Below are 22,307 nucleotides of genomic sequence, written 5' to 3' on the forward strand. Positions count from 1 at the left end.
ACCATGCGCACTCTCGCCATCGCCCTGCTCGCCTTCCCCTTGATCGCCAGTGCCGGCACGGTCAATCTGATTCAGAACGGCAGCTTCGAGTCCAACCAGGTTGCGAGCTGGGCCAAGTTCAACAGCCTGAGCGGCTGGACGGCGGGTGCCCTCGGCGTGGAACTGCGCAACAACGTCTCCGGCAGCGCCCTGGACGGCAAAAACTTCGTGGAGCTGGACACCACGGGCAATAGCTGGATCAGCCAGACTTTTGCCACCGTGGTCGGCCAGACCTACACGCTGAGCTTTGCCTATGCCCAGCGCCCCGACCAGAAAAAGCCGACCAGCGATGGCAAGAGCAGCAATGGCCTGCTCTGGTCGGCCGGCAATGTCAGTTCCTTCCTCGTGGGTCAGGACGCCAACACCGCCTGGACGCCCGTGGTGGCCCAATTCAAGGCCACCAGCAGCAGCACCACGCTGAAGTTTGAGGCCGCGGGTCTGTCGGACTCCTACGGCACCTCGCTGGACAATATCAGCGTCACCAGCGCCGTCCCCGAGCCCAGCAGCTATGCCCTGATGCTGGCCGGCTTGGGCGCCATGGGCCTGGTAGCTCGCCGCCGCGCGAAGCGCAACGCCGTCTAAGTCTCTCGACGTCCAAGCCTGGACTCGGCCGCACGCCAAATGTGCGGCAGCGACTGATTCGGCATGGTGTCATGTCGACGGTTTTACAAAACTTAAGACAGCCAGAGCAAGTGCTAAGGGATAGTCGAACTCCGCAGCTGCTCCTCGGCTGATGGTCCTCTGCCTTGCCGCTGGCGACGCTTGTTTCGGCGTTCCGGCGGCGGCAGTGTCATTGCACGGCCACGCCAGATCCAGGCTCATCGACTTCAAGAGCCAGGGCGGTAGCGGGCTTGCCACGGCATGATGTGAACTGCGGCGACGCATTTCTGCGACCGCGTCACACGCCGAAAACTCGCTCGGGGCCGGCTGCCCCGCCGAGCCGGCGTTTTCATATACCCTGGCCTGCCAACGCCCATGATCACCGTGCTCTATGCGCATCCCTACCCCCGGCACTCGAGAGCGGGGCGTGAACTGCAAAGAGGCATACAGGGCTTGCCACAGGTCCAGACCCGGAATCTGTACGAGCTCTATCCCGACTTCCATATCGACGTGGAAGCGGAACAGCAGGCCCTGCTGCGCAGCGGCACCATCGTGCTGCAGCACCCGCTGTACTGGTATCACATGCCTGCCTTGCTGAGCCTGTGGTGCGAGAAGGTGCTCACGCATGGCTGGGCCTACGGCCACGCGGCTGACGGCAGTTCGGCACGGGCCCTGGCCGGAAAACGCTTGCTATGGGTGGCAACGACCGGTGGAGATCGAGGCGCGTACAGCGAAGCCGGCTACAACCACTACCCCATGGAACGTATCGCCACCCCTATCCAGCAGTTGGCGAGGTTCTGCGGCATGGAATGGTTGCCGCCCTACACCGTGTATCACGCCGGTGCGCTGAGCGACGAGGCGCTGCTCCTCGCGGCACAAGGCTACCGGACTCGCCTCCTCGAAGAGCTCGTCTTTCATGGCCTGGAGGGCAGCCTGAGCACCCACGAGGAGCCGCGCCATGAAGGCTGAAGCCAGCGTTCTGGTCTACATCCTGATCTACCTCGCGGCCATGGTCCTGGTCGTGCCCCTGGCCAGACGCTTCGGCCTGGGCGCTGTGCTGGGCTATCTGCTGGCGGGAGTGTTGATCGGCCCCTATGGCCTTCAGCTGGCGGATGGCAGCCCGGGCGTGGCCCTGCTGGCGGAGCTGGGCGTAGTGCTGATGCTCTTCACCATCGGCCTGGAGCTTGACCTCAAGAAGCTCTGGTCCATGCGGGCCCAGGTGCTGGGCCTGGGCCTCTTGCAGATGCTGGTCACCGGCTGCGTGCTGGGTCTGGCCGTGCTGAGCTGGGGCCTGCCCCAGCTGCCGGCCCTGCTCATCGGTCTGACGCTGGCCTTGTCATCGACCGCGGTGGCGGTGCAGCTCATGAACGACCGCCGCATCATGGGCACCCCGGTGGGCAAATCGGCCTTCGGCATCCTGCTCTTCCAGGACATGGCGGCCATCCCTCTGCTGATCGCCACCAGCGTCCTGTTTCCAAGCAGCGGCGCGCCCACCTTCAAGGCCTGGCCAGCCCTGGCCGCCGTGGCCGGACTGATCCTGGCCGGACGCTATCTGATTGGGCATGGCTTGCGATGGATTGCGGCCAACGGCTCGCGCGAGCTCTTTGTGGCCGCCGCACTGCTGCTGGTGATCCTGGTGATGGAGTTGATGATCAGCGTGGGCGTGTCGGCCGGGCTGGGCGCCTTCATTGCCGGCGTGATGCTGGCCAGCTCCGAGTATCGGCATGAGCTGGAGGCGGATCTGGAGCCCTTCAAGGGCCTGTTCCTGGGGCTGTTCTTCATCACCATCGGCGCCGGCATCAACCTGGGGCTGCTTGCCCAGCTGCCCTTCACGATTCTGGCCCTGCTGCTGGCCTTCATGGCGGTGAAGTTCCTGACCTTGTATCTGCAGGCCTGGCTGGCCGGCATGAGTGTGAGAGAGCGCCTGAGCTTTGCGACGCTGCTCGGCCAAGGTGGGGAGTTCGGCTTCGTCGTGATCGGTGCGGCCTTGGCAGGCGCCATGCTCAGCGCCGAGCATGCCGGTCTGCTCAACCTCGTGATTGCCTTGTCCATGGCGGCGTCGCCCCTGCTGATGAAGTTCAACGACCTCGTGGCGGCGCGCTATCTGAGCCAGGCCGAGACCGCCCCCACCCACAGCGAGCCGATGGAACACAGCCCGGTCATCATTGCCGGCTTTGGTCGCTACGGCCAGATCGTGGCGCGCCTGCTCATGTCCAACGGCATGAGTGCCACGGTGCTGGACCATGGGGCCCAGCACATTGCGAACATGCAGCAGTTCGGATTCAAGATCCACTACGGTGATGCCGCCCGGCTGGACCTGCTGGAGGCGGCCGGGGCCCATCATGCTCAGGTGCTGGTGGTGGCCGTGGACGAGCGGGAGACGGCCCTGAAGATCGTCAGCTTGGCCAAGAAGCACTTCCCGCATCTGCGGCTTGTGGCCCGGGCACTTGACGTTCCCCATGCCTACGAACTCATGCGTATGGGTGCCGATGTCATCGAACGCGAGCTGTTCGAAAGCTCGCTGCTGGCGGGGCGACGCGTGCTCGAGTTCCTGGGCTTTGATGCACATGAGGCTCGCGAACTGGCCGACCGCTTCCGCGCCACGAACAAGGCCCAGTTGCAAGCCAGTGCGCAGCTCTCCACCACGCTGGATCGCAAGGAGTTCATCAGCCTGCTGCGTCGCGGCCGGGAGGAGCTGGAGCACCAGCTGACTCAGGAAGCCCGCATGCCGCGAATCGTCAAAAGCTGGCGCCAGACCACGGATCGCCCCGACAGCTGAATTGGCCGCTCGTCGACGATGAGGCGTCGGTCTTTGCCATGAGGCCTGAGCCGCGTCGTGGCTTAACACTCCTTAAGACAGCCAAGTGTCGGTTTACACCACAGTACGGGCTCGCACAACGAAGGAGTGAAGCGATGAAGCACCTACTGGCGATTTGTCTTGCTGCTGCCCCGGTATTCGCCCAGGCAAATCTGCTGCAGAACGGCAGCTTCGAAGCCAACTCGCAAGCCCTTGGCAGCCGCTGGAGCTTTCTGAGCAACCCGGCTGGCGGCTGGCTTACGCCGCGCGGCGCGGTGGAACTGCATACAAGGTCTTACGCGTCCCCCTCGGCACAAGAGGGCAGCAATGCCATCGAATTGGAGGGGCAATGTGGCTTTTGCCAACTCAGCCAGAGTTTCTCCACCGTCGTGGGACAGAGCTACGAGATCAGCTTCTGGATCGCGCAACGCTTTGACTCACTGGGTGCGGCGAGCAACGGGCTGACCTGGCAGATCTCCTCCAGCCCCGAAGCTGAACTCGTCGGCCAAGACAACAATAAGCGCTGGACCCAGATCAGACGTAACTTCCTGGCCACCGAGTCTCAGACCACGCTGACTTTTGCCGCCGCGGGCGCACAGGACGGCTACGGCACGCTGCTGGACAATGTGTCGGTCGTCCCGCTGAGCCCCATCCCCGAACCGCCAAGTTACGGACTGATGGGTGCAGGCTTGGTCGTGATCCTGTTCGCGGCGTGGCGCCGCAAGAACAAGAAGCGCTGACCGGCGCCTGCTAGGCCCTCGCGGGCCTCAGCCCAGATAGCGCCCTTCCAGATGGGCGCGGAAATGCGCCGGATTCAGGCCCGGCTCGCCGCTGGCGCGCTGCACCAGCTCGGCGGTTTCCCAGCGCGAGCCCTGGCTCCAGATGCGCGCGTTCAGCCAGTCGAAGACGGGACTCAGCTCGCCGGCGGCGATGCGCTGGTCCAGGTCGGGCATCTCGCGGCGCATGGTGGCGAACCACTGGGCCGCGTACATGGCACCCAGGGTGTAGCAGGGGAAGTAGCCAAAGAGGCCGGCGCCCCAGTGCACATCCTGCATGGGGCCGTCCTTGTAGTTGCCGCGGGTGTCTATGCCCAGCAGCTCCATCATCTTGGCGTCCCACAGGGCCGGGATGTCGTCCACCTCGATCTCACCCTCCACCAGGGCGCGCTCAATCTCGTAGCGCAGGATCACATGGGCGGGGTAGCTCACCTCGTCGGCATCCACGCGGATATGGCCAGGCACCACGCGCGTGAGCAGGCGATTGATGTTCTCGGGCGCAAAGGCGGGCTGCTCGCCCAGATGCTTGACGATCAGCGGGCTCAGCAGGCCGGCGAAGGCGGGGTGGCTGCCCAGCTGCATCTCGAAGGACAGGCTCTGGCTCTCGTGCAGGCCCATGGAGCGAGCGCGGGCCAGCGGCAGGCCCAGCCACTCGCGCGGCAGGTTCTGCTCATAGCGGCCATGGCCGGTTTCATGGATGGTGCCGGTCAGGCTGGGCAGGAAGCTGTCCTCGCGGTAGCGCGTGGTCATGCGCACGTCCTCGGGCACGCCGCCGCAGAAGGGGTGGGCGCTTTCGTCCAGGCGGCCGGCCTCGAAGTCGAAGCCCATCAGCCGCATCGCGTCCTGGCCCAGGGCACGCTGGGCGGCCGTGGCGAAGGGCCCCTCGGGCACCTGCACGGCTTCGCCGCGCTGGCGCTCCTGCACACGCTGGATCAGGCCCGGCAGCCACTGACGCAGATCGCCAAAGACGCGGTCCACCTCGGTGCTGCGCATGCCGGGCTCGTACTGGTCCATCAGCGCGTCGTACTTGGACAGGCCGCTGTCCTCGGCCAGCAGGCGCGCCTCCTCGCGGGTGAGGCGCAGCACTTCGCGCAGGTTCTCGGCATAGCCGGCCCAGTCATTGGCCGGACGCTGGCTGCGCCAGGCATGCTCGCAGTGCGAGATGGCCAGGCTCTTGGCCTCCACCAGAGACTGCGGCAGCGCATTGCTGGCGCGCCAGGCGCGGCGCATCTCGCGCAGATTGGCGCGCTGGGTCTCGTCCAGGCTCTCGCCCTCGGCGCTGTCCAGCAGGCCCTTGAGCGCGGCATCGGTGGCTTGCTGGTGCAGCAGACCGCCCATCTCGGCCAGGGCCAGGGCACGGGCCTCATTGCCCTTGGGCGGCATGAAGGCCGACTGGTCCCAGGAGGCGATGGACTGCAGGTGGGCCAGGCGGTGCAGGCGCTGGTGGCGGCGGCACAGCTCGTCGTAAGCGGGGGTCTTGCTCATCGTGATGTGTGGTGGCTTGGTCGCGACATTGTCAGGGATTGGGAAAGACCCAGAGCAAGGCCGCGGTCATGCTCAGGTAGCGGGCAAACTTGCCCAGGGCCATGAAGAACACGCAGGGCCAGAAGGGCAGGCGCAGCCAGCCCGCCAGGGCGCACAGGGGGTCGCCGACCACGGGCAGCCAGCTCAGCAGGCAGGCCTTGGCGCCAAAGCGCTGCAGCCACTGCAGGGCCCGGCGCTCGCGCGGCGGCCGCTGGGCGGCCCGCTCGTACAGCCGCTCGGCCCCATAGCCCATCCACCAGCTGATGGCACCGCCCATGGTATTGCCCACGGTGGCCACCAGCACTGCCGGCCAGAACAGCTCGGGGTTGAGCTTGACCAGACCGAAGACGGCGGGCTCCGAACCCATGGGCAAGAGGGTGGCCGACACCAGGGCGACGATGAAGACCGCCGGCAGCCCCAGCTCGGGCAGGGCCAGCCAGGCCAGCAGGGCGTTGATATGTTCTTGCAGCCAGACTTCCATGCGGGCGCATTATCCGGACCCGCCATGCCGGGGAGGGGCTCGGTTTGGGGCCGGCGCTATAATCCTGCCTCTTTTTTCAGCACCCTCCTCCCCCCCCGCCTGCCCATGTTCATCGGCCCCCATGAGCTGCCGAACCGCCTCTTCGTGGCACCCATGGCGGGCGTCACCGACCGGCCGTTCCGGCAATTGTGCAAACGCCTGGGGGCGGGCTATGCGGTCTCCGAGATGGTGACCTCGCGCAAGGACCTCTGGAACAGCCTCAAGACCTCGCGCCGGGCCAATCACGAGGGCGAGACCGCGCCCATCGCGGTGCAGATCGCCGGCACCGAGGCGGCCATGATGGCCGAGGCCACGGTCTACAACATCCAGCGCGGCGCCCAGATCATCGACATCAATATGGGCTGCCCGGCCAAGAAGGTCTGCAACAAATGGGCCGGCTCGGCCCTGATGCAGGACGAGCCCCTGGCCCTGGAGATCATCGAGGCGGTGGTCGAGGCCGCGCGCCCGCACGGCGTGCCGGTGACCCTGAAGATGCGCACCGGCTGGTGCGAGGCCGAGAAGAACGCGGTGGCCCTGGCACGCCGCGCCGAGGCCGCGGGCGTGGCCATGGTCACGGTGCATGGCCGCACCCGCGAGCAGGGCTACAAGGGCTTTGCCGAGTACGACACCATCCGCGCGGTCAAGGCCGCACTCAGCATTCCGGTGGTGGCCAACGGCGATATCGACAGCCCGGCCAAGGCCCGCGAGGTGCTGGCCTACACCGGGGCGGATGCGCTCATGGTGGGTCGCGCCGCCCAGGGCCGGCCCTGGATCTTTCGCGAGATCGCGCATTTCCTGGCCACCGGCGAGGAGCTGCCCGCGCCGCCGGTGCTGCAGGCGCGCGACTGGCTGATCGAACATCTGCACGATCACTACAGCCTCTACGGCGCGCTGACCGGCATGCGCAGCGCCCGCAAGCACATCGGCTGGGCGGTGCGCGCCCTGCCCGGCGGGGAGGATTTCCGCCAAAGCATGAATCTGCTGGACAGCTGCGAGGCCCAGGTGGCAGCTCTGGGCGAGTTCTTCCAGATTCTGGCGGACCAGCACGAGCGACTGCCCTACCTGCCTGCGCAGACGGCGGTCGAAGACCCAGACCAAGAAGAAAGCACAAGGTTGCCGGCATGACGCCCAAGCCCATCGATACCGTGGTTCGCGAGAACCTCGAAGCCTATTTCCGCGACCTCGACGGCGAGGAACCCCACTCCATGCACGAGATGCTGATCAAGCTGGTGGAGAAGCCCCTGCTGGAGGTCGTGATGCAACGCAGCGGCGGCAACCAGAGCAAGGCCGCCGACTGGCTGGGCATCAACCGCAACACCTTGCGCCGCAAGCTGTCCGACCACGGACTGCTCTGAGCCGCGCACGCCCCCGCATTCCACCCCTGAAGTCACCCACCATGACCCAACTCACCGCCCTGATCTCCGTGTCCGACAAGACCGGCATCGTCGAGTTCGCCCGCGAGCTCCATGCGCTGAACGTGCGCCTGCTCTCCACCGGCGGCACGGCCAAGCTGCTGGCCGATGCCGGCCTGCCCGTGACCGAGGTGGCCGACCACACCGGCTTCCCCGAGATGCTGGACGGTCGCGTCAAGACCCTGCACCCCATGATCCACGGCGGCCTGCTGGCCCGCCGCGATCTGCCCGAGCACATGGCCGCCGCCGGCCAGCATGGGATCACGATGATCGACATCCTGGCGGTCAACCTCTATCCCTTCGAGGCCACCGTGGCCAAGCCCGGCTGCACCCTGGAAGACGCGATCGAGAACATCGACATCGGCGGCCCGGCCATGGTGCGCAGCGCGGCCAAGAACTGGAAGGACGTGACCGTGCTGACCGAAGCCGGCCAGTACGCCCAGGTGCTCGCCGAGCTGAAGAGCGCGGGCAAGACCAGCGACAAGACCCGCTTTGCCTGCAGCGTGGCTGCCTTCAACCGCATCGCGCAGTACGACGCGGCCATCAGCAACTACCTAAGCGCCCGCCAGGACGATGGCTCGCTGTCGGCCTACCCCGGCCAGCTCAACAGCAGCTTCATCAAGGTGCAGGACCTGCGCTATGGCGAGAACAGCCACCAGAGCGCCGCGCTCTACCGTGACCTGCACCCCGCGCCCGGCTCCCTGGTCACGGGCAAGCAGCTGCAGGGCAAGGAACTCAGCTACAACAATATCGCCGACGCCGACGCCGCCTGGGAATGCGTCAAGAGCTTCGAGGCCCCGGCCTGCGTGATCATCAAGCACGCCAACCCCTGCGGCGTGGCCATCGGCCTGAACGCCGCCGAGGCCTATGCCAAGGCCTTCAAGACCGACCCCACCAGCGCCTTCGGCGGCATCATCGCCTTCAACCGTGAGGTGGACGCCGCGGCCGCCGAGCAGGTGGCCAAGCAGTTTGTCGAGGTGCTGATGGCCCCCAGCTTCAGCGCCGAGGCGCTGGAGATCTTCAAGAGCAAGGTCAATGTGCGCCTGCTGCAGATCGATCTGCCCAAGGCCGGTGGCAACACGCCCTGGGAGCAGGGACGCAATGCCCAGGACATCAAGCGCGTGGGCTCGGGCATCCTGGTGCAAACGGCGGACAACCACTTCCTGAAGCCGCAGGACCTCAAGATCGTCACCAAGCTGCAGCCCACGGCCCAGCAGATCGAGGACCTGATGTTCGCCTGGACCGTGGCCCAGTACGTCAAGAGCAATGCCATCGTCTTCTGCGGCGGCGGCATGACCCTGGGCGTGGGTGCCGGCCAGATGAGCCGCGTGGACTCCACCAAGATCGCTGCGATCAAGGCCGCCAACGCCGGTCTCTCGCTGACGGGCTCGGCCGTGGCCAGCGATGCCTTCTTCCCCTTCCGCGACGGCCTGGATGTGCTGGCCGACGCCGGCGCCAGCTGCGTGATCCAGCCGGGCGGCTCCATGCGTGACGCCGAGGTGATCGCCGCTGCCGACGAGCGCGGCATCGCCATGGTCTTCACCGGCGTGCGCCACTTCCGTCACTGAGGCGGGACCGAAGACAGTGCCTGCGCACTGTCTGACGCCCGCCGAAGGCCTTGACCCGTCTCGCGGGGCAAGGCTGAGATAGGACCGAGCCGCCAGGGCCGGGACGGCCCTGGCCCTCACCAGGCAGGAACCGTCCTCAGGACGCTCCCTGTCCGGGTTCGGCCCCTGCGGGCTCGGCGACGCCCAGCGAAGGACGCGGGCTGTCCTGCAGTCCGCGGCTGAGGCGGGACCGAAGACAGTGCCTGCGCACTGTCTGACGCCTGCCGAGATGGCACCGAGCCGCCCGGGTCGCTAAGATCCTCGAAAACCAAAGGTTCAGGGGGAACCACGCATGGATCGCCGCCGCTTTCTCGCGGCCGCCTGCATGGCCGGCGGCAGCTCGGCCGTCCAGGGTGGCAATCAGGCCGCGCTGGAAGTGCTAAGCCATTACGACTACCCCCCCTTCCTGACCGGCCCGGGCACCGGCCTGAGCTACGAGTTGCTGGACTGGCTGCACAGCGAATTGCAGCTGAGCGCTGAACTCCTGCTGCTGCCTCGCCGGCGCCTGGACATGCGGCTGACCGAGTCGGGCTGGCAGGGCTTTGTGCCCTGGGTCAACCCGATCTGGTTCGGCGATACGCAGCGGCGGCGCTTCGGCTGGTCGGAAGCGCTGATGAACGACGAGGATCTGGTCCTTCACCGACCGGGCTTGAACCTCGACTACCGCGGTCCCGAAAGCCTGCGCGGGCTCTTGGTGGGTGGGGTCACGGGTCATGTCTATGCCGATATCGAGCCCGACGTTCAGGCCGGGCGCACACGCCGTGAAGACGCCATCAGCACCGAGCTCTCCCTGCGTAAGCTGATGCTGGGGCGGGTCGATGTGGTTTTCCTCTCGCGCAGCGGCCTGCCCTGGTGGGCTCAACAACTGCCCGATCTGCTCAGGTCGGTGCAGGTCGCAGCCACACCACGCCAGCGTTTCCAGCGCTTTCTGCTGCTGAGCCCGCACATGCCCGCCCGCAGCCGTGAGCTCCTGCTGGAAGGCGTGGCCCAGATGCACCAGAGTTCGCGCTGGCGCCAGATCCTGGCGCGCTACGGGCTGTCGCCCTTGTGACAGGCCGCGCCAGCCTAGAGCCGTTCCCCTAGTCCAGGGCCTGCACGCTTGGCGAAGCCTCCTGCACGGGTTAGCCTCAGCCGTACAGGAGTTGTCTTGAACCAAACCCCCGACGAATTGCTGCGGCTGGCTCTGGAGGCGCAGCGCGCCGCCTTCCGCGCCGAGCCCATGCCCAGCCTGGCCACGCGCCGCGATCGCCTGGCCCGCGTGCTGGCGATGACGCGCCAGTACGCCGAGCCACTGGCCGAGACCATCTCGCGCGATTTCAGCCACCGCTCGCGCCACGAGACCCTGCTGGCCGACGTGGCAACCGTGGAGATGGCGGCCAAGCATGCCTCGGCGCATCTGGGTCGCTGGATGCGCGAGCGCCGCATGCCCACCGCCCTGCACTACCTGCCGGCCAGCAACCGCCTGATCCCGCAGCCGCTGGGCGTGGTGGGCGTGATCGCCCCCTGGAACTACCCCTACCAGCTGGCCATGAGCCCGGCCATTGCCGCACTGGCGGCCGGCAACCGCGTGATGATCAAGCCCTCGGAGCTGACGCCCGAGACCTCGGCGCTGATGGCGCGCATGGTGGGCGAGTTCTTCGCCCCCGAGGAGATGCAGGTCATCACCGGCGATGCCTCGGTGGGCCGCGCCTTCGCGGCCCTGCCCTTCGACCACCTGTTCTTCACCGGCTCCACCGCGGTGGGCAAGCTGGTGGCGCAGGCCGCGGCGCAACACCTGACCCCAGTGACGCTGGAGCTGGGCGGCAAGTCGCCCGCCCTGGTAGATGCCAGCGCCGATATCGCGCAGCTGGCCGAGCGCCTGGCCTTCGGCAAGCTGCTCAATGCCGGCCAGACCTGCATCGCGCCCGACTACGTCCTGGCGCCGCGTGCCCTGGTGCAGCCGCTGGCCGATGCGCTGATCGCCGCGGTGCGCCGTCTCTACCCCAGCATCGCCGGCAACGCCGACTACAGCGCCATCGCCACGCCACGCCATCTGGCGCGCCTGCAGGGCCTGCTGGACGATGCCCGCGCCAAGGGCGCCCGCCTACTGCCCACGCATGAGGGCAGCGGCGAAGGCCGCCAGCTGGTGCCGCATCTGCTGCTGGACGTCCACGAGGGCATGGCGGTGATGCAGGAAGAGATCTTCGGCCCGCTGCTGCCCATCCTGCCCTACGACAGCGAGCAGCAGGCGCTGGACTACATCAAGGACCATGAGCGCCCGCTGGCGCTGTACTGGTTCGGTCGCGACCGTGGCGCGCGCGAGCGCGTGCTGGCACAGACCCACGCCGGCGGCGTGACGCTGAACGACTGCATCTGGCACATCGGCCAGGAGGACCAGCCCTTCGGCGGCGTCGGCGCCAGCGGCCAGGGCGCGTATCACGGCATCTGGGGCTTCAACACCTTCAGCAAGATGAAGCCGGTGTTCAGCCAGCCGCGCTGGTTTGCCGGCACCCAGCTGTTCTACCCGCCCTATGGCGCCACCTTCGAGCGCCTGCTGGCACTGCTGAAGAAGATCGCCTGATGCGCATGAACAGCCAGAGCCCCATGAGCAGCCCCGACCCCAAGCGCCGCCGGCTGCTCAAGCTCGGTCTGGGCGCGGCCGCCCTGCTGGCGGTGGCGGGCGGCGGCGTCGCCCTGCTCAAGCCGGGGCTGCTGGAGTCCAACACCCGCCTGGCGCCCGCGGCCCGCGGCCTGATGCGCGGCGTGGCCCTGGCCGTGCTGGACGGCCTGTGGCCCGCCCCCGGCCCGGCCCGCGAGGCCAGCATGGAACGCCAGCTGGCGGCCCTGGATGCCAGCATCGCCGCCCTGCCCGCGGCCACGCGCGCCGAGCTGGCCCAGCTGCTGTCCCTGCTCTGCAGCGCCCCGGGCCGGCTGGCCATGACGGGGCTGAAGCAGGACTGGCCGCAGGCCTCAGTGGCCGAGATCGGTGCAGCACTGGAAGGGCTGCGTCACTCGCGCCTGGCGCTGCGCCAGCAGGTCTATTTCGCGCTGCGCGATCTGAACGCCGCCGTGTTCTTCACCCAGCCCGAGCACTGGGCGCTGATGGGCTACCCCGGCCCGCGAGACATCTGATGAGCAGCACCATCAAGGATCCGATTCTGGAGGGCCTGGCACGCGGCTGGAAGGTGCTGGGCGCCGAGCACGGCCCCATCCCCCAGGCGCTGGAATGCGATGTGCTCATCGTGGGCAGCGGCGCGGGGGCCGGCATCACGGCCGAGCTGCTGGCCAAGGCCGGCCTGCGCCTGATCATCGTCGAGGAGGGGCCGCTGCGCTCCTCCAGCCAGTTCCGCCAGCGCGAGGCCGAGGCCTACCCCGCGCTCTACCAGGAGAGTGCGGCGCGCAAGACGGCCGACAAGACCATCAACATCCTGCAGGGCCGCTGCGTGGGCGGCTCCACCACCGTGAACTGGACCAGCAGCTTCCGCACCCCGGCGGACACCCTGGCCTGGTGGCAGCAGGAGTTCGGCCTGCGCGAGCTGGGCGAGGCCCAGATGGCCCCCTGGTTCGAGCAGGTGGAACGCCGCCTGCACATCGGCGAATGGGGCGGCGAACCCAATGGCAACAACCAGGTCTTGCGCCGCGGTGCCCAGAAGCTGGGCATTGCCGTGCCCACCATGCGCCGCAATGTGCATGGCTGCTGGAATCTGGGCTCCTGCGGCATGGGCTGCCCGACCAATGCCAAGCAGTCCATGCTGGTCACCACCATCCCGGCCGCGCTGGATCTGGGCGCCACCTTGCTGGTGCAAAGCCGCGCACTCGCGCTGGAATGGGACAGCACGGAGATCCAGCGCCTGGTCTGCCAGCCCGTGGCACTGAATGGCGACGCGCAGGGCCCGCGCTTCAGCATCCGGGCGCGCCACTACATCATCGCGGGCGGCGCCATCAACACGCCGGCTCTGCTGATGCGCTCACAGCTGCCCGACCCGCATGAGCGCCTGGGGCAGCGCAGCTTTCTGCACCCCACCGTGATCTCGGCCGCGCAGTTCGATGAGCGCATCGAGGGCTGGGCCGGGGCACCGCAAAGCGTCTACTCCGACCACTATCTGCAGCAAGGCCCGCTCGGCGGCCCCATGGGCTACAAGCTGGAGGTCGGGCCCACCCATCCGGTGCTGCTGGCCTCCACCATGGCCGGCCATGGTCAGGCCCTGAGCGAGGTGCTCAAGGCCTTCCCGCAGTCCCAGGCCATGCTGGCCCTGCTGCGCGACGGCTTCCATGCCCAGTCGCCGGGCGGGCGGGTGCGACTGCAGTCGGACGGCAGCCCGGTGCTGGACTACCCGCTCAACGCCTATGTGCTGGAGGGCGCGCGCCGCGCCCTGCTCTCCATGGCCGAGCTGCAGTTTGCCGCCGGCGCCCGCAGCGTGACGCCCGTGCATGAAAGCGCCGGCCCCTACGAGAGCTGGGCCCAGGCCCGCGCCGCCATCCAGGCCCTGCCCATGCAGCCCTATCTGACCCGGGTGGTCAGTGCCCATGTGATGGGCGGCTGCGCCATGTCCGCCGAGCCCGAGCGTGGCGTGGTGCGGCCGGACGGCCGCCACTGGCAGATCAGCAACCTCTCGGTGCATGACGGCTCGCTCTTCCCCACCAGCATAGGCGCCAACCCCCAGCTCTCCGTCTATGCGCAGGCGGCCCGGCTGAGCACGGGGCTGGCCAAGGTCCTGGCAGGCAAGTCGGTGTCACTGACCTGAGCGGGCGCAGCCCCCAGGTCTCCCTGGCGCTGCAAGGCCTGGCTCACCCAATGCTCCGCCCAGGCCCAGCGCCCGTGGCCGGAGGCGATATTGATATGGCCGGCGTCGCCCAGCTGCACCACGGCACTGCCCCAGCGCCCCGCCCAACGCTGGCCCACGCTCAGCCGCATCCAGGGATCGCTGCTGCTGAGCACCAGGGTGTGCGGCAGCGCGAGCCGCTGCTGCGGCAGCAGCTCGGCCAGGCCGAACTTGTCGGGGTCGGCCGGTGCCACCAGCAGGGCGGCGACCACGGGCGAGGCGGCATCCAGGCGCAGATGGCGCAAGAGCGCCAGCACGCCAAAGCTGTGCGCCACCGCCACGCAGGGCCCGCTGCCGCGCGCGAGCACCGAACCCACCCGGGCGGCCCAGCGGTCCAGGTCCGGCGTGACCCAGTCGTGCTGAACCACTCGCTGCGCCTGCGGAAAGCGCAGCTGCAGCTCGCTCTGCCAGTGACCCGACGGGCTGTCATTGAGCCCCGGCACGACGATCAGGCGCGGCGCGGCACTCATAAGGTGGCGATGGAAACTTCGGTGGACTTGACCAGGGCCACCACCGCCTTGCCCGGCACCAGGCCCAGCTCCTTGACCGAGCGTGTGGTGATGACCGAGGTGACCAGCAGGCCCTCGGGGGTCTGCACATCGACCTCGCTGACCACCGGGCCTTCGATGATCTCCTTGATCGTGCCGCGGAACTGGTTGCGCACATTGATGGCGGTGATGCTCATGGAACGGAACTCCTTGTGGGTTGAGGAAACTGTGAGGCCGGGCCGGCTCAGACGGCGAAGCGCAGCGCGCCCAGGCGCAGCGGCTCCTGGGGCCAGCGGCTGTCCGGCGCCTCGCCGTCCGCGGGCTGGGGCTGGCGCAGGACACGCTGCAGGATGCGGGCCTCGATGGCCGCGGCCCTGGTGTCGGCGCGTTGGCGCGGTCGCGGCAGCGGCACCGGCTCATCCAGGGCGATGCGGCCGTCCTCGATCAGCACCACGCGATCGGCCAGGGCCACGGCCTCGGCCACGTCATGGGTGACCAGGACCGCGGTAAAGCCCTGCTCGCGCCAGAGCGACTCGATCAGGGCGTGCATCTCGATGCGGGTGAGCGCATCCAGGGCGCCCAAGGGCTCGTCCAGCAGCAGCAGGCGCGGGCGATGCACCAGCGCGCGGGCCAGGGCCACGCGCTGCCGCTGGCCGCCGGAGAGCACGGCCGGCCAGTCCTGGGCACGGTCGGCCAAGCCCACTTGGGCCAGGGCAGCGCGGGCGCGCTCAGCTGCCCCCTCTGCGTCCAGCCCCAGGGCGATGTTGTCGAGCACGCGCTTCCAGGGCAGCAGGCGCGAGTCCTGGAACATGATGCGAACGTCCTCGCGCCGCGCCCCGGTCTGCGCCTGCCCATCCAGCGCCAGCGTGCCGGCGCTGCCCTGCTCCAGGCCGGCCAGCAGGCGCAGCAGGGTGCTCTTGCCGCAACCGCTGCGGCCCACGATGGCCACAAACTCGCCCGGCCGAATCTTCAGATCGATGCCCTGCAGCACGGGGCGCTCGCCAAAGGACTTGTCCAGCGACGCGATCTCGATGGCCAGCCCGGCACTGGGTTGGGGCGCTGGCGCCGCCGGCACTGCCGCGGGCTCGGCCTCGCGGTGCAGGCCGAAGGCCAGCATATCGATGTCCTTCATCATCAGCATGGTTTGAAACTCCTTGGTCAGACCGTGGCCTGAGCGCGATAGCCCGGGTGCCAGACCAGCCACCAGCGCTCCAGGCCCTTGGCCAGCACATCGGCCAGCTTGCCCAGCATGGCGTACAGCAGGATGCCCACCAGGACCACATCGGTCTGCAAGAACTCGCGGGCATTCATCGTCAGATAGCCGATGCCGGCCTGGGCCGAGATGGTCTCGGCCACGATCAGCAAGACCCACATCAGCCCGAGCGAGAAGCGCAGGCCCACCAGGATAGAGGGCAAGGCGCCGGGCAGGATGACCTGGCGGTAGAGCTGCCAGCCCGACAGGCCATAGCTGCGCGCCATCTCGATCAGGCCCGCGTCCACCGAACGGATGCCATGGAAGGTGTTGAGATAGATCGGAAAGAACACGCCCACCGCGACCAGGAAAAGCTTGGCGCTTTCGTCGATGCCGAACCACAGGATGACCAGGGGGATCAGGGCCAGAGCCGGGATGTTGCGCAGCATCTGGAAGCTGGTGTCCAGCAAGGTCTCGGCCAGACGCAGGCTGCCCGTGAGCAGGCCCAGCAGCAGGCCCAGGCCGCCGCCTATGGCCAGGCCCGCCAGGGCTCGTCCGCTGCTGACCGCCACGTGGTGCCAGAGCTCGCCGGAGCGCGCCAGGTTCCAGAAGGCCTGCAGGACCGCCAGCGGCTCGGGCAGCACGCGGCTGGACAGCCAGCCCTGCCGCGCGGCCAGTTCCCAGGCCAGGAGCAGGCTCAGCGGCAGCAGCCAGGGCAGCAGGCGCCGCAGCGCGGGTCGCGAGGAAACAGCCAGGGTGCTCATGCGCCGCCCCTCAGCTCTGCGCCACGCGCGGGATGTAGGTGTTGGCCACCACCTCGCCGAACGGACCCGTCAGGGCCTGGCCCGGCAGCTTCTGCTGCAGCGCCAGCGGTAGCAGCGGGAAGACCAGCTCGGCGAAGCGGTGCGCCTCGTCCAGATGCGGATAGCCCGAGAGCACGAAGTACTCCAGGCCCAGCTCGGCATATTCCTTCAGCCGGTCGGCCACCTGCTGCGCGCTGCCCACCAGGGCCGTGCCGGCGCCACCACGCACCAGGCCGACACCCGCCCACAGATTGGGCGAGATCTCCAGGCCCTCGCGCACATTGGCCTTGTTGAACTTGCCGCGGTGCAGCTCGGCCATGCGACGCTGGCCCACGGAATCCATCTGCGCAAACTTGCGCTGCGCGGCGGCCACTGTGGCTTCATCGAGCTCCGAGACCAGCTCCGCCGCGGCGCGCCAGGCCTCGTCCTCGGTCTCGCGCACGATCACATGCAGGCGGATGCCGAACTTCAGCTGGCGGCCATGGCGGGCCGCGCGGGCGCGCACATCGGCCACCTTGGCGGCCACGGCGGCGGGAGGCTCGCCCCAGGTCAGATAGGTCTCCACCTGTTCGGCCGCCAGCTCGTGGGCGGGCTCGGACGAGCCGCCGAAGAATATCGGTGGATAGGGCTTGCTGACCGGTGGATAGAGCAGCTTGGCGCCCTTGACCTGCAGATGCTTGCCTTCGAAATCGAAGGCCTCGCCGCTGTGCGAACGCTCGATGATCTCGCGCCAGATGCGGATGAACTCGGACGACTGCTCATAGCGCTCGGCGTGACCGAGGAACTGGCCGTCACCCGCCAGCTCCTCCGCATCGCCGCCCGTGACCAGGTTCACCAGCACGCGACCGCCCGAGAGACGGTCCAGGGTGGCGGCCATGCGGGCCGACTGGGCGGGCGCCACCAGACCCGGCCGCAGCGCGACCAGGAACTTCAGGCGCCGCGTGGCATCGATCAGGCTGGACGCGACGATCCAGGAGTCTTCGCAGGACCGGCCGGTCGGGATGAGCACACCTTCGTAGCCCAGGCTGTCGGCCGCGATGGCAATCTGCTTGAAGTAGTCCAGATTGGCGACGCGCGCGCCCTTGCTGGTGCCCAGGTAACGGGAGTCGCCATGGGTGGGAATGAACCACAGGATCTTCATGGGGGGTCTTTCAGGGCGTAAGTGCGAAGGAGTTCAGCGCAGTGCGGCCAGGGCTCGGCCCGGCTGCCAGACGATCTCGGCCACGCGCAGGGGCTTGGGGATCAGACCCAGCTGCGCGAAGGCATCGGCCACCTGCTGCTGCTCAGCCACCAGGGCCGGGGTCAGCGGCCCGACGGGCGAAGCCGGACGCCGCTCCAGCACACGCTGCACCGTGCTCAGCGGCAGGCCGGAGAACTGGGCGAAGCGTTGCGCGCTGTCCTCGGGCCGGCTTTGCACATAGGCATCGGCCTCGGTGAGCGCGGCGAACAGCGCCCGCAGCGTGGGCTCGTGACTGGCCAGACGGCGCGAGGCCAGGTAGAAGCTGTTGTTGCTGCTCAGCTCGCGGCTGGTGGCCAGCACGCGCACCGCGCCGGCCTGCTCGGCGGCGGCATAAAACGGGTCCCAGATCACCCAGGCATCGACGGCCCCACGCTCGAAGGCGGCACGCGCGTCCGCCGGCGGCAGGTAGACGGGCTGGATCTCGCTCCACTGCAGGCCCGCCTTCTTGACCGCCTGCACGAGCAGGAAGTGTGCGCTCGAGCCTTTCTGCAGCGCGATGCGCCGACCCTTCAGATCGGCCAGGGTCTTGAGCCCCGCGTCGGGCCGGACCAGGATGGCCGAGGTGTCGGGCTTGGGGGGCTCGGCCCCGACATAGAAGAGGTCCTTGCCGGCGGCCTGTGCGAACACGGGTGGCGAGTCACCGGTGGCACCAAAGTCCACGCTGCCCACCGCCAGGGCCTCCAGCAGCTGGGGCCCGGCCGGAAACTCCACCCAGCTCACCTGGCTGGCCGGCGCCTGCTTCTCCAGCAGGCCCAGGCTCTTGAGCAGCACCAGATTGATGGATCCCTTCTGAAAGCCGATGCGCAGCGGCGTCAGCGTGGCGGCGCTGGCGGTCTGGGCCCGGCCCAGACCCCACCAGCTGGCGGCGGTCAGGGCCAGAACCCGCAAGGCCTGGCGGCGCGGCGAGGAGGCGGGGGGGTCAAAGCTCATGATCACGGCCCCCTCGCTCACTTCGTCGGCAGCGCATCGGCAATGCGCACCGGCTTGGGGATCAGACCCAGACCCAGGAACACATCGGCAATCTTCTGCTGCTCGCTGGCCACCTCGGCCGTGAGCGGCCGCACGCCAAACTGGTAGCGCTGCAGCGCACGCTCCACCACCTCGGTGTCCAGCCCTTGCAGGGGGGCGATCTGCGCGGCGGCGGCCTTGACATTGGCCTTGAGCCACTGGGCCTGTGCCACCGTGTCCTCGAACAAGGCCTGGATGATCTGCGGGTTGCGCGCCGCGTAGCCACGCTCGGCGAGGTAGTAGGCGTAGTTGTTCACCAGCCCGCGGCCATCGGCCACGATGCGCGCGCCGGTCTGGCGCTCGACCGCGGCCAGGAAGGGATCCCAGATGACCCAGGCATCGACCGCCCCGCGCTCGAAGGCGGCACGTGCATCGGCAGGTGGGAGGAAGACCGGCTGGATATCGCTGTACTTCAGCCCCGCCTTCTCCAGTGCCCTCACCAGCAGGTAGTGCACATTGCTGCCCTTGTTGAGTGCCACCTTCTTGCCCTTGAGCTCGGCCACCGACTTGATGGGCGAGTCCTTGGGCACCACGATGGCCTCGGCCTCGGGGGCCGCAGGGTCGTTGCCGATATAGACAAACTGCGCGCCGGCGGCCTGGGCAAAGATGGGCGGCGCCTCGCCCACAAAGCCCACATCCACCGCGCCGACGTTCAGCCCTTCCAGCAATTGCGGGCCGGCGGGAAACTCCACCCACTTCACCGATACGCCGTGAGGCGCCAGCCGCTTCTCCAGGCTGCCCTGGGACTTCTGAAGTGTGAGCAGGCTGGCGGACTTCTGGAATCCGATGCGCAGCTGGCTGGCCTTGTCTTGTGCCTGGGCCTGGGCCAGTCCCGGCACCACAAGACCGATGAAGGCCAGGGCCGAGATGCCGCCCAGCAGCCAGCGGCGGGAGGTTTGTGCGGAGAACAGGGAAGCGAGATGTCGAGCGCTCATGGTGAAGGCAGATCCTTGGAAGATGGTGAAAAGGCGCCCTGGCGGCTCCGTAAAACGGACAGCATTGGTGTGCCGCCAGGGCTAATCACTCCGCAAGGGAGCGAGGAGACAAAGAGGCGATCGGGCGAACAAGGCCCGCATCGGCGAGAGAGTGGAGGCGCGCAGCGTGAGGCGCGAAACGCCTCAGCGCGTCAGGGCCTGCGCCGGGTCGCGAACATCCCGACATCGCACGGCCTGCGCCTGGGGCAGCCCCTCCAGGGCCCGATCCAGGCGCTGCAGCAGGGCGGCATCGGGCAGGTAGCCACTCTCGTGGGCCGTCAGCTGGGCGTCTGTGGCGAACACGCCGTCGAGGATGTGGCGCGCGCCCAGCGCCGTCAGCAAGGGACGCAGCGAGTAGTCCAGGGCCAGCAGATGCGCGGCACTGCCCCCGGTCGCGAGCGGCAGCACGATCTTGCCGCGCAGCCCATCCTGGGGCAGCAGGTCCAGCAGCAGCTTGAGTGCGCCGCTGTAGGCCGCCTTGTAGATGGGCGTGGCCACCAGCACCACATCCGCGGTGGCCAGTGCGGCCAGGGCCTGCGCAATCTGGGGCTCCCGGACATCGGCATGCAGCAGGGCCTGGGCCGGCAGCTCCCGCGGCAGGATCAGCCGCTGTGAGGCGCTGACCGACTCCAGCCTGGCCAGGGCCAGCTGCAGCAGCGCCAGCGATCGCGAACGCGCGGAGGGGCTGCCGGAGATGGCGACGATATGGAACTCAGACATGGGGCTTGGAACTCTTGCGGCGGGATCTGATGCCCTGCACGATAGCCAGCGCTCAAGCCGCAGAGAACCAAGAAATTCAGCCAAGCAATGCAGCACATGCTTATCTGCCTGGATGGATAGGCGTGCCCACGCAAGCAAGCCTGGGATAATCCTGGCCTCATGTCATTTGCCGATATCACCGGCCTGTTCCTGGCTTGGCTGGCGCGCCTCATCACCGGCGCGCAGGGCCACTGGAAGGGCTGCCCGCCCACCGCGGAGCAGCGCATCTATTTCGCCAATCACCAGAGCCATTTCGACTGGGTGCTGATCTGGGCCGCCTTGCCGGCCGAGCTGCGCGCCCGTACCCGTCCCATTGCCGCGCGCGACTACTGGACGGCCAGCCGCCTGCGCGCCTGGCTCACCGGGGCGGTGTTCAACGCCATCTATGTGTCACGCACCCGCAGCACACCCGATGAGGATCCGCTGGAGCCGCTGGTTGAGGCCCTGCGCCAGGGCGACTCCCTGGTGATCTTTCCCGAGGGCACCCGCTCCAACAAGGGCGATCCCCAGCCCTTCAAGGCCGGCCTCTATCACCTGGCGGAGCAGTTTCCGCAGGTGCAGCTGATTCCGACCTGGATCGACAATGTGCAGCGCGTCATGCCCAAGGGCGAGGTCGTGCCCGTGCCGATTCTGTGCACCGTGACCTTTGGTGAACCCTTGCAGCTGCAGCCCGGCGAGGACAAGCGTGATTTCCTGGAACGCGCCCGCGCGGCGGTGATGGCCCAGCGGCCGGTGCAGGAGCCGGCATGAAGTCATTGCGCCTGATGAGTGCTACCGACCAGGTGGCCCTGCTCTTCCTCATCCTGTTCGGCCTGCTGACCCTGATCACCCTGGTCGGCTTCCTGCGCTCGCTGCGCCAGGGCGACACGCCCCGCAGCGAAGCCTCCGAGAACAACTGGCGTCAGTTCAAGCGCGACCTCAAGGCCATCTGGGTGGGCTCCGGCCTGTTCTGGGTGGCCTGGGTCTCGGGCCCGCTGGGCGCCACGGTGCTGTTCGGCATCCTGTCCTTCCTGGCCCTGCGCGAGTTCATCACCCTGATGCACACGCGCCGCGGCGACCACCGCAGCCTGATCCTGGCCTTCTTCGCCATCCTGCCCCTGCAATACGTGCTGGTGGGCATGCGGCAGTTCGACATCTTCAGCGTGCTGATTCCCGTCTATGGCTTTGTGGCCATCCCGGTGGCCAGCGCCCTGGCTGGCGACCCGCAGCGCTTTCTGGAACGCAATGCCAAGATCCAGTGGGGCATCATGGTCTGCGTCTACGGCCTCTCGCACGCACCGGCCCTGCTGCTACTGGACTTCAAGGGCTATGAGGGGCGCGGACCCTTCCTGCTGTTCTTCATGGTCTTTGTGGTGGGCATAGGCCAGATCGTGCAGGAAGCGGCCAGCCGTTCCCTGCGGCGGCGCCCGGTGGCGCGGCGCATCAGCCGCAGCTTCTCGCTGCGCGCCTGGTGGCTGGGCCTGCTGGCCGCCGCGGTGGCGGGCACCCTGATGTACTGGATCACCCCCTTCAAGGCCGGCCAGGCCCTGGTGATGGCCGTGATCGCCACGGCGGCGGGCACCATGGGTGGACTGGTGATGAAGGCGCTCAAGCGCGATGCGGGCGTGATCTACTGGGGCAACCGCAGCTCCATCACCGGCGCTGTGGGCCTGCTGGACCGTATTGCCGTGCTCTGTTTCGCCGCGCCGGTGTTCTTCCATTCCGTGCGCTGGTACTTCAAGCTGGATCTCTGAGGCCTGCTCCCCGAAGGCGCGCTGAACACAGGG

At 68.1% G+C, this 22,307-nt stretch carries 23 protein-coding genes; 13 read left to right on the forward strand and 10 right to left on the reverse strand.

Going from position 1 to position 22,307, the window contains the following annotated elements:
* Positions 1-3 precede the first annotated feature (3 nt).
* From DFR39_RS08990 to DFR39_RS09005, 4 genes are all read left to right on the forward strand, one after another.
* Positions 4-621: a DUF642 domain-containing protein gene (locus DFR39_RS08990; RefSeq protein WP_133603217.1), complete on the forward strand. Its 618-nt coding sequence runs from the start codon at positions 4-6 to the stop codon at positions 619-621.
* A gap of 393 nt (positions 622-1,014) precedes the next feature.
* Complete coding sequence (kefF, locus tag DFR39_RS08995) at positions 1,015-1,608, forward strand: glutathione-regulated potassium-efflux system oxidoreductase KefF (protein WP_133603218.1); 594 nt, start codon at positions 1,015-1,017, stop codon at positions 1,606-1,608.
* Entirely contained in the window at positions 1,598-3,418 is a 1,821-nt protein-coding gene (locus DFR39_RS09000; protein ID WP_133603219.1) for a cation:proton antiporter domain-containing protein, read from the forward strand. Before kefF ends, DFR39_RS09000 begins: the two co-directional genes overlap by 11 nt.
* 134 nt (positions 3,419-3,552) lie before the next feature.
* Positions 3,553-4,176, forward strand: coding sequence for a DUF642 domain-containing protein (locus DFR39_RS09005; RefSeq protein ID WP_162849469.1), 624 nt, complete (start codon positions 3,553-3,555; stop codon positions 4,174-4,176).
* 27 nt (positions 4,177-4,203) lie between these two features.
* On the opposite strand, the gene DFR39_RS09010 is transcribed toward DFR39_RS09005, so the two are convergent.
* Complete coding sequence (locus DFR39_RS09010) at positions 4,204-5,697, reverse strand: carboxypeptidase M32 (RefSeq protein ID WP_133603221.1); 1,494 nt, start codon at positions 5,695-5,697, stop codon at positions 4,204-4,206.
* A gap of 31 nt (positions 5,698-5,728) precedes the next feature.
* Positions 5,729-6,217: a YqaA family protein gene (locus DFR39_RS09015; RefSeq protein WP_133603222.1), complete on the reverse strand. Its 489-nt coding sequence runs from the start codon at positions 6,215-6,217 to the stop codon at positions 5,729-5,731.
* A 105-nt stretch (positions 6,218-6,322) separates the two neighbouring features.
* Between DFR39_RS09015 and dusB the strand changes: the two genes are divergently transcribed.
* From dusB to DFR39_RS09050, 7 genes are all read left to right on the forward strand, one after another.
* Positions 6,323-7,381, forward strand: a complete 1,059-nt coding sequence (gene dusB, locus DFR39_RS09020) for a tRNA dihydrouridine synthase DusB (RefSeq protein WP_133603223.1) — start codon at positions 6,323-6,325, stop codon at positions 7,379-7,381.
* A complete protein-coding gene (locus tag DFR39_RS09025) occupies positions 7,378-7,611 on the forward strand; it encodes a Fis family transcriptional regulator (RefSeq protein WP_133603224.1) in 234 nt (77 codons plus the stop codon). The genes dusB and DFR39_RS09025 overlap by 4 nt, the downstream gene beginning before the upstream one ends.
* Positions 7,612-7,652: 41 nt before the next feature.
* Positions 7,653-9,236, forward strand: coding sequence for a bifunctional phosphoribosylaminoimidazolecarboxamide formyltransferase/IMP cyclohydrolase (gene purH / locus DFR39_RS09030; protein ID WP_133603225.1), 1,584 nt, complete (start codon positions 7,653-7,655; stop codon positions 9,234-9,236).
* Between the two features lie 331 nt (positions 9,237-9,567).
* Positions 9,568-10,326 carry a substrate-binding periplasmic protein gene (locus DFR39_RS09035; protein ID WP_133603226.1) on the forward strand — a complete coding sequence of 253 codons (759 nt, stop codon included), beginning with the start codon at positions 9,568-9,570 and terminating at the stop codon, positions 10,324-10,326.
* A 96-nt stretch (positions 10,327-10,422) separates the two neighbouring features.
* Positions 10,423-11,835 (forward strand): coniferyl aldehyde dehydrogenase, encoded by a 1,413-nt coding sequence (locus tag DFR39_RS09040; protein ID WP_246030758.1) that lies wholly within the window; start codon positions 10,423-10,425, stop codon positions 11,833-11,835.
* Positions 11,836-11,840: 5 nt separating this feature from the next.
* Positions 11,841-12,386, forward strand: coding sequence for a hypothetical protein (locus tag DFR39_RS09045; RefSeq protein ID WP_162849470.1), 546 nt, complete (start codon positions 11,841-11,843; stop codon positions 12,384-12,386).
* Positions 12,386-13,999 (forward strand): GMC family oxidoreductase, encoded by a 1,614-nt coding sequence (locus DFR39_RS09050; protein ID WP_133603229.1) that lies wholly within the window; start codon positions 12,386-12,388, stop codon positions 13,997-13,999. Before DFR39_RS09045 ends, DFR39_RS09050 begins: the two co-directional genes overlap by 1 nt.
* On the opposite strand, the gene DFR39_RS09055 is transcribed toward DFR39_RS09050, so the two are convergent.
* The 8 genes from DFR39_RS09055 to ssuE form a co-directional block, all read right to left on the reverse strand.
* Positions 13,927-14,547: an RBBP9/YdeN family alpha/beta hydrolase gene (locus DFR39_RS09055; protein ID WP_133603230.1), complete on the reverse strand. Its 621-nt coding sequence runs from the start codon at positions 14,545-14,547 to the stop codon at positions 13,927-13,929. The two genes, DFR39_RS09050 and DFR39_RS09055, sit on opposite strands and share 73 nt — an antisense overlap.
* Positions 14,544-14,762 carry a TOBE domain-containing protein gene (locus DFR39_RS09060; RefSeq protein WP_133603231.1) on the reverse strand — a complete coding sequence of 73 codons (219 nt, stop codon included), beginning with the start codon at positions 14,760-14,762 and terminating at the stop codon, positions 14,544-14,546. Before DFR39_RS09060 ends, DFR39_RS09055 begins: the two co-directional genes overlap by 4 nt.
* A 47-nt stretch (positions 14,763-14,809) precedes the next feature.
* Positions 14,810-15,682, reverse strand: coding sequence for an ATP-binding cassette domain-containing protein (locus DFR39_RS09065; protein WP_133603433.1), 873 nt, complete (start codon positions 15,680-15,682; stop codon positions 14,810-14,812).
* Between the two features lie 41 nt (positions 15,683-15,723).
* Positions 15,724-16,521: an aliphatic sulfonate ABC transporter permease SsuC gene (ssuC, locus tag DFR39_RS09070; RefSeq protein WP_133603232.1), complete on the reverse strand. Its 798-nt coding sequence runs from the start codon at positions 16,519-16,521 to the stop codon at positions 15,724-15,726.
* Positions 16,522-16,531: 10 nt separating this feature from the next.
* Positions 16,532-17,701 carry an FMNH2-dependent alkanesulfonate monooxygenase gene (ssuD, locus tag DFR39_RS09075; protein ID WP_133603233.1) on the reverse strand — a complete coding sequence of 390 codons (1,170 nt, stop codon included), beginning with the start codon at positions 17,699-17,701 and terminating at the stop codon, positions 16,532-16,534.
* 33 nt (positions 17,702-17,734) lie between these two features.
* Positions 17,735-18,730 (reverse strand): aliphatic sulfonate ABC transporter substrate-binding protein, encoded by a 996-nt coding sequence (locus tag DFR39_RS09080; RefSeq protein WP_133603234.1) that lies wholly within the window; start codon positions 18,728-18,730, stop codon positions 17,735-17,737.
* 17 nt (positions 18,731-18,747) lie between these two features.
* A complete protein-coding gene (locus DFR39_RS09085) occupies positions 18,748-19,743 on the reverse strand; it encodes a sulfonate ABC transporter substrate-binding protein (protein WP_133603235.1) in 996 nt (331 codons plus the stop codon).
* A 183-nt stretch (positions 19,744-19,926) separates the two neighbouring features.
* Positions 19,927-20,502: an NADPH-dependent FMN reductase gene (gene ssuE, locus DFR39_RS09090; protein ID WP_133603236.1), complete on the reverse strand. Its 576-nt coding sequence runs from the start codon at positions 20,500-20,502 to the stop codon at positions 19,927-19,929.
* Positions 20,503-20,661: 159 nt separating this feature from the next.
* Between ssuE and DFR39_RS09095 the strand changes: the two genes are divergently transcribed.
* Together DFR39_RS09095 and DFR39_RS09100 are read left to right on the forward strand one after the other, a co-directional pair.
* The gene (locus DFR39_RS09095; RefSeq protein WP_133603237.1) at positions 20,662-21,291 is read left to right on the forward strand and encodes a lysophospholipid acyltransferase family protein; all 630 of its coding nucleotides are present in this window, start codon (positions 20,662-20,664) and stop codon (positions 21,289-21,291) included.
* Positions 21,288-22,274 (forward strand): phosphatidate cytidylyltransferase, encoded by a 987-nt coding sequence (locus tag DFR39_RS09100; RefSeq protein WP_133603238.1) that lies wholly within the window; start codon positions 21,288-21,290, stop codon positions 22,272-22,274. The genes DFR39_RS09095 and DFR39_RS09100 overlap by 4 nt, the downstream gene beginning before the upstream one ends.
* Positions 22,275-22,307 lie beyond the last annotated feature (33 nt).

It is taken from the genome of Roseateles asaccharophilus (genome assembly GCF_004362405.1).
Taxonomy (GTDB): Bacteria; Pseudomonadota; Gammaproteobacteria; order Burkholderiales; family Burkholderiaceae_C; genus Kinneretia; species Kinneretia asaccharophila.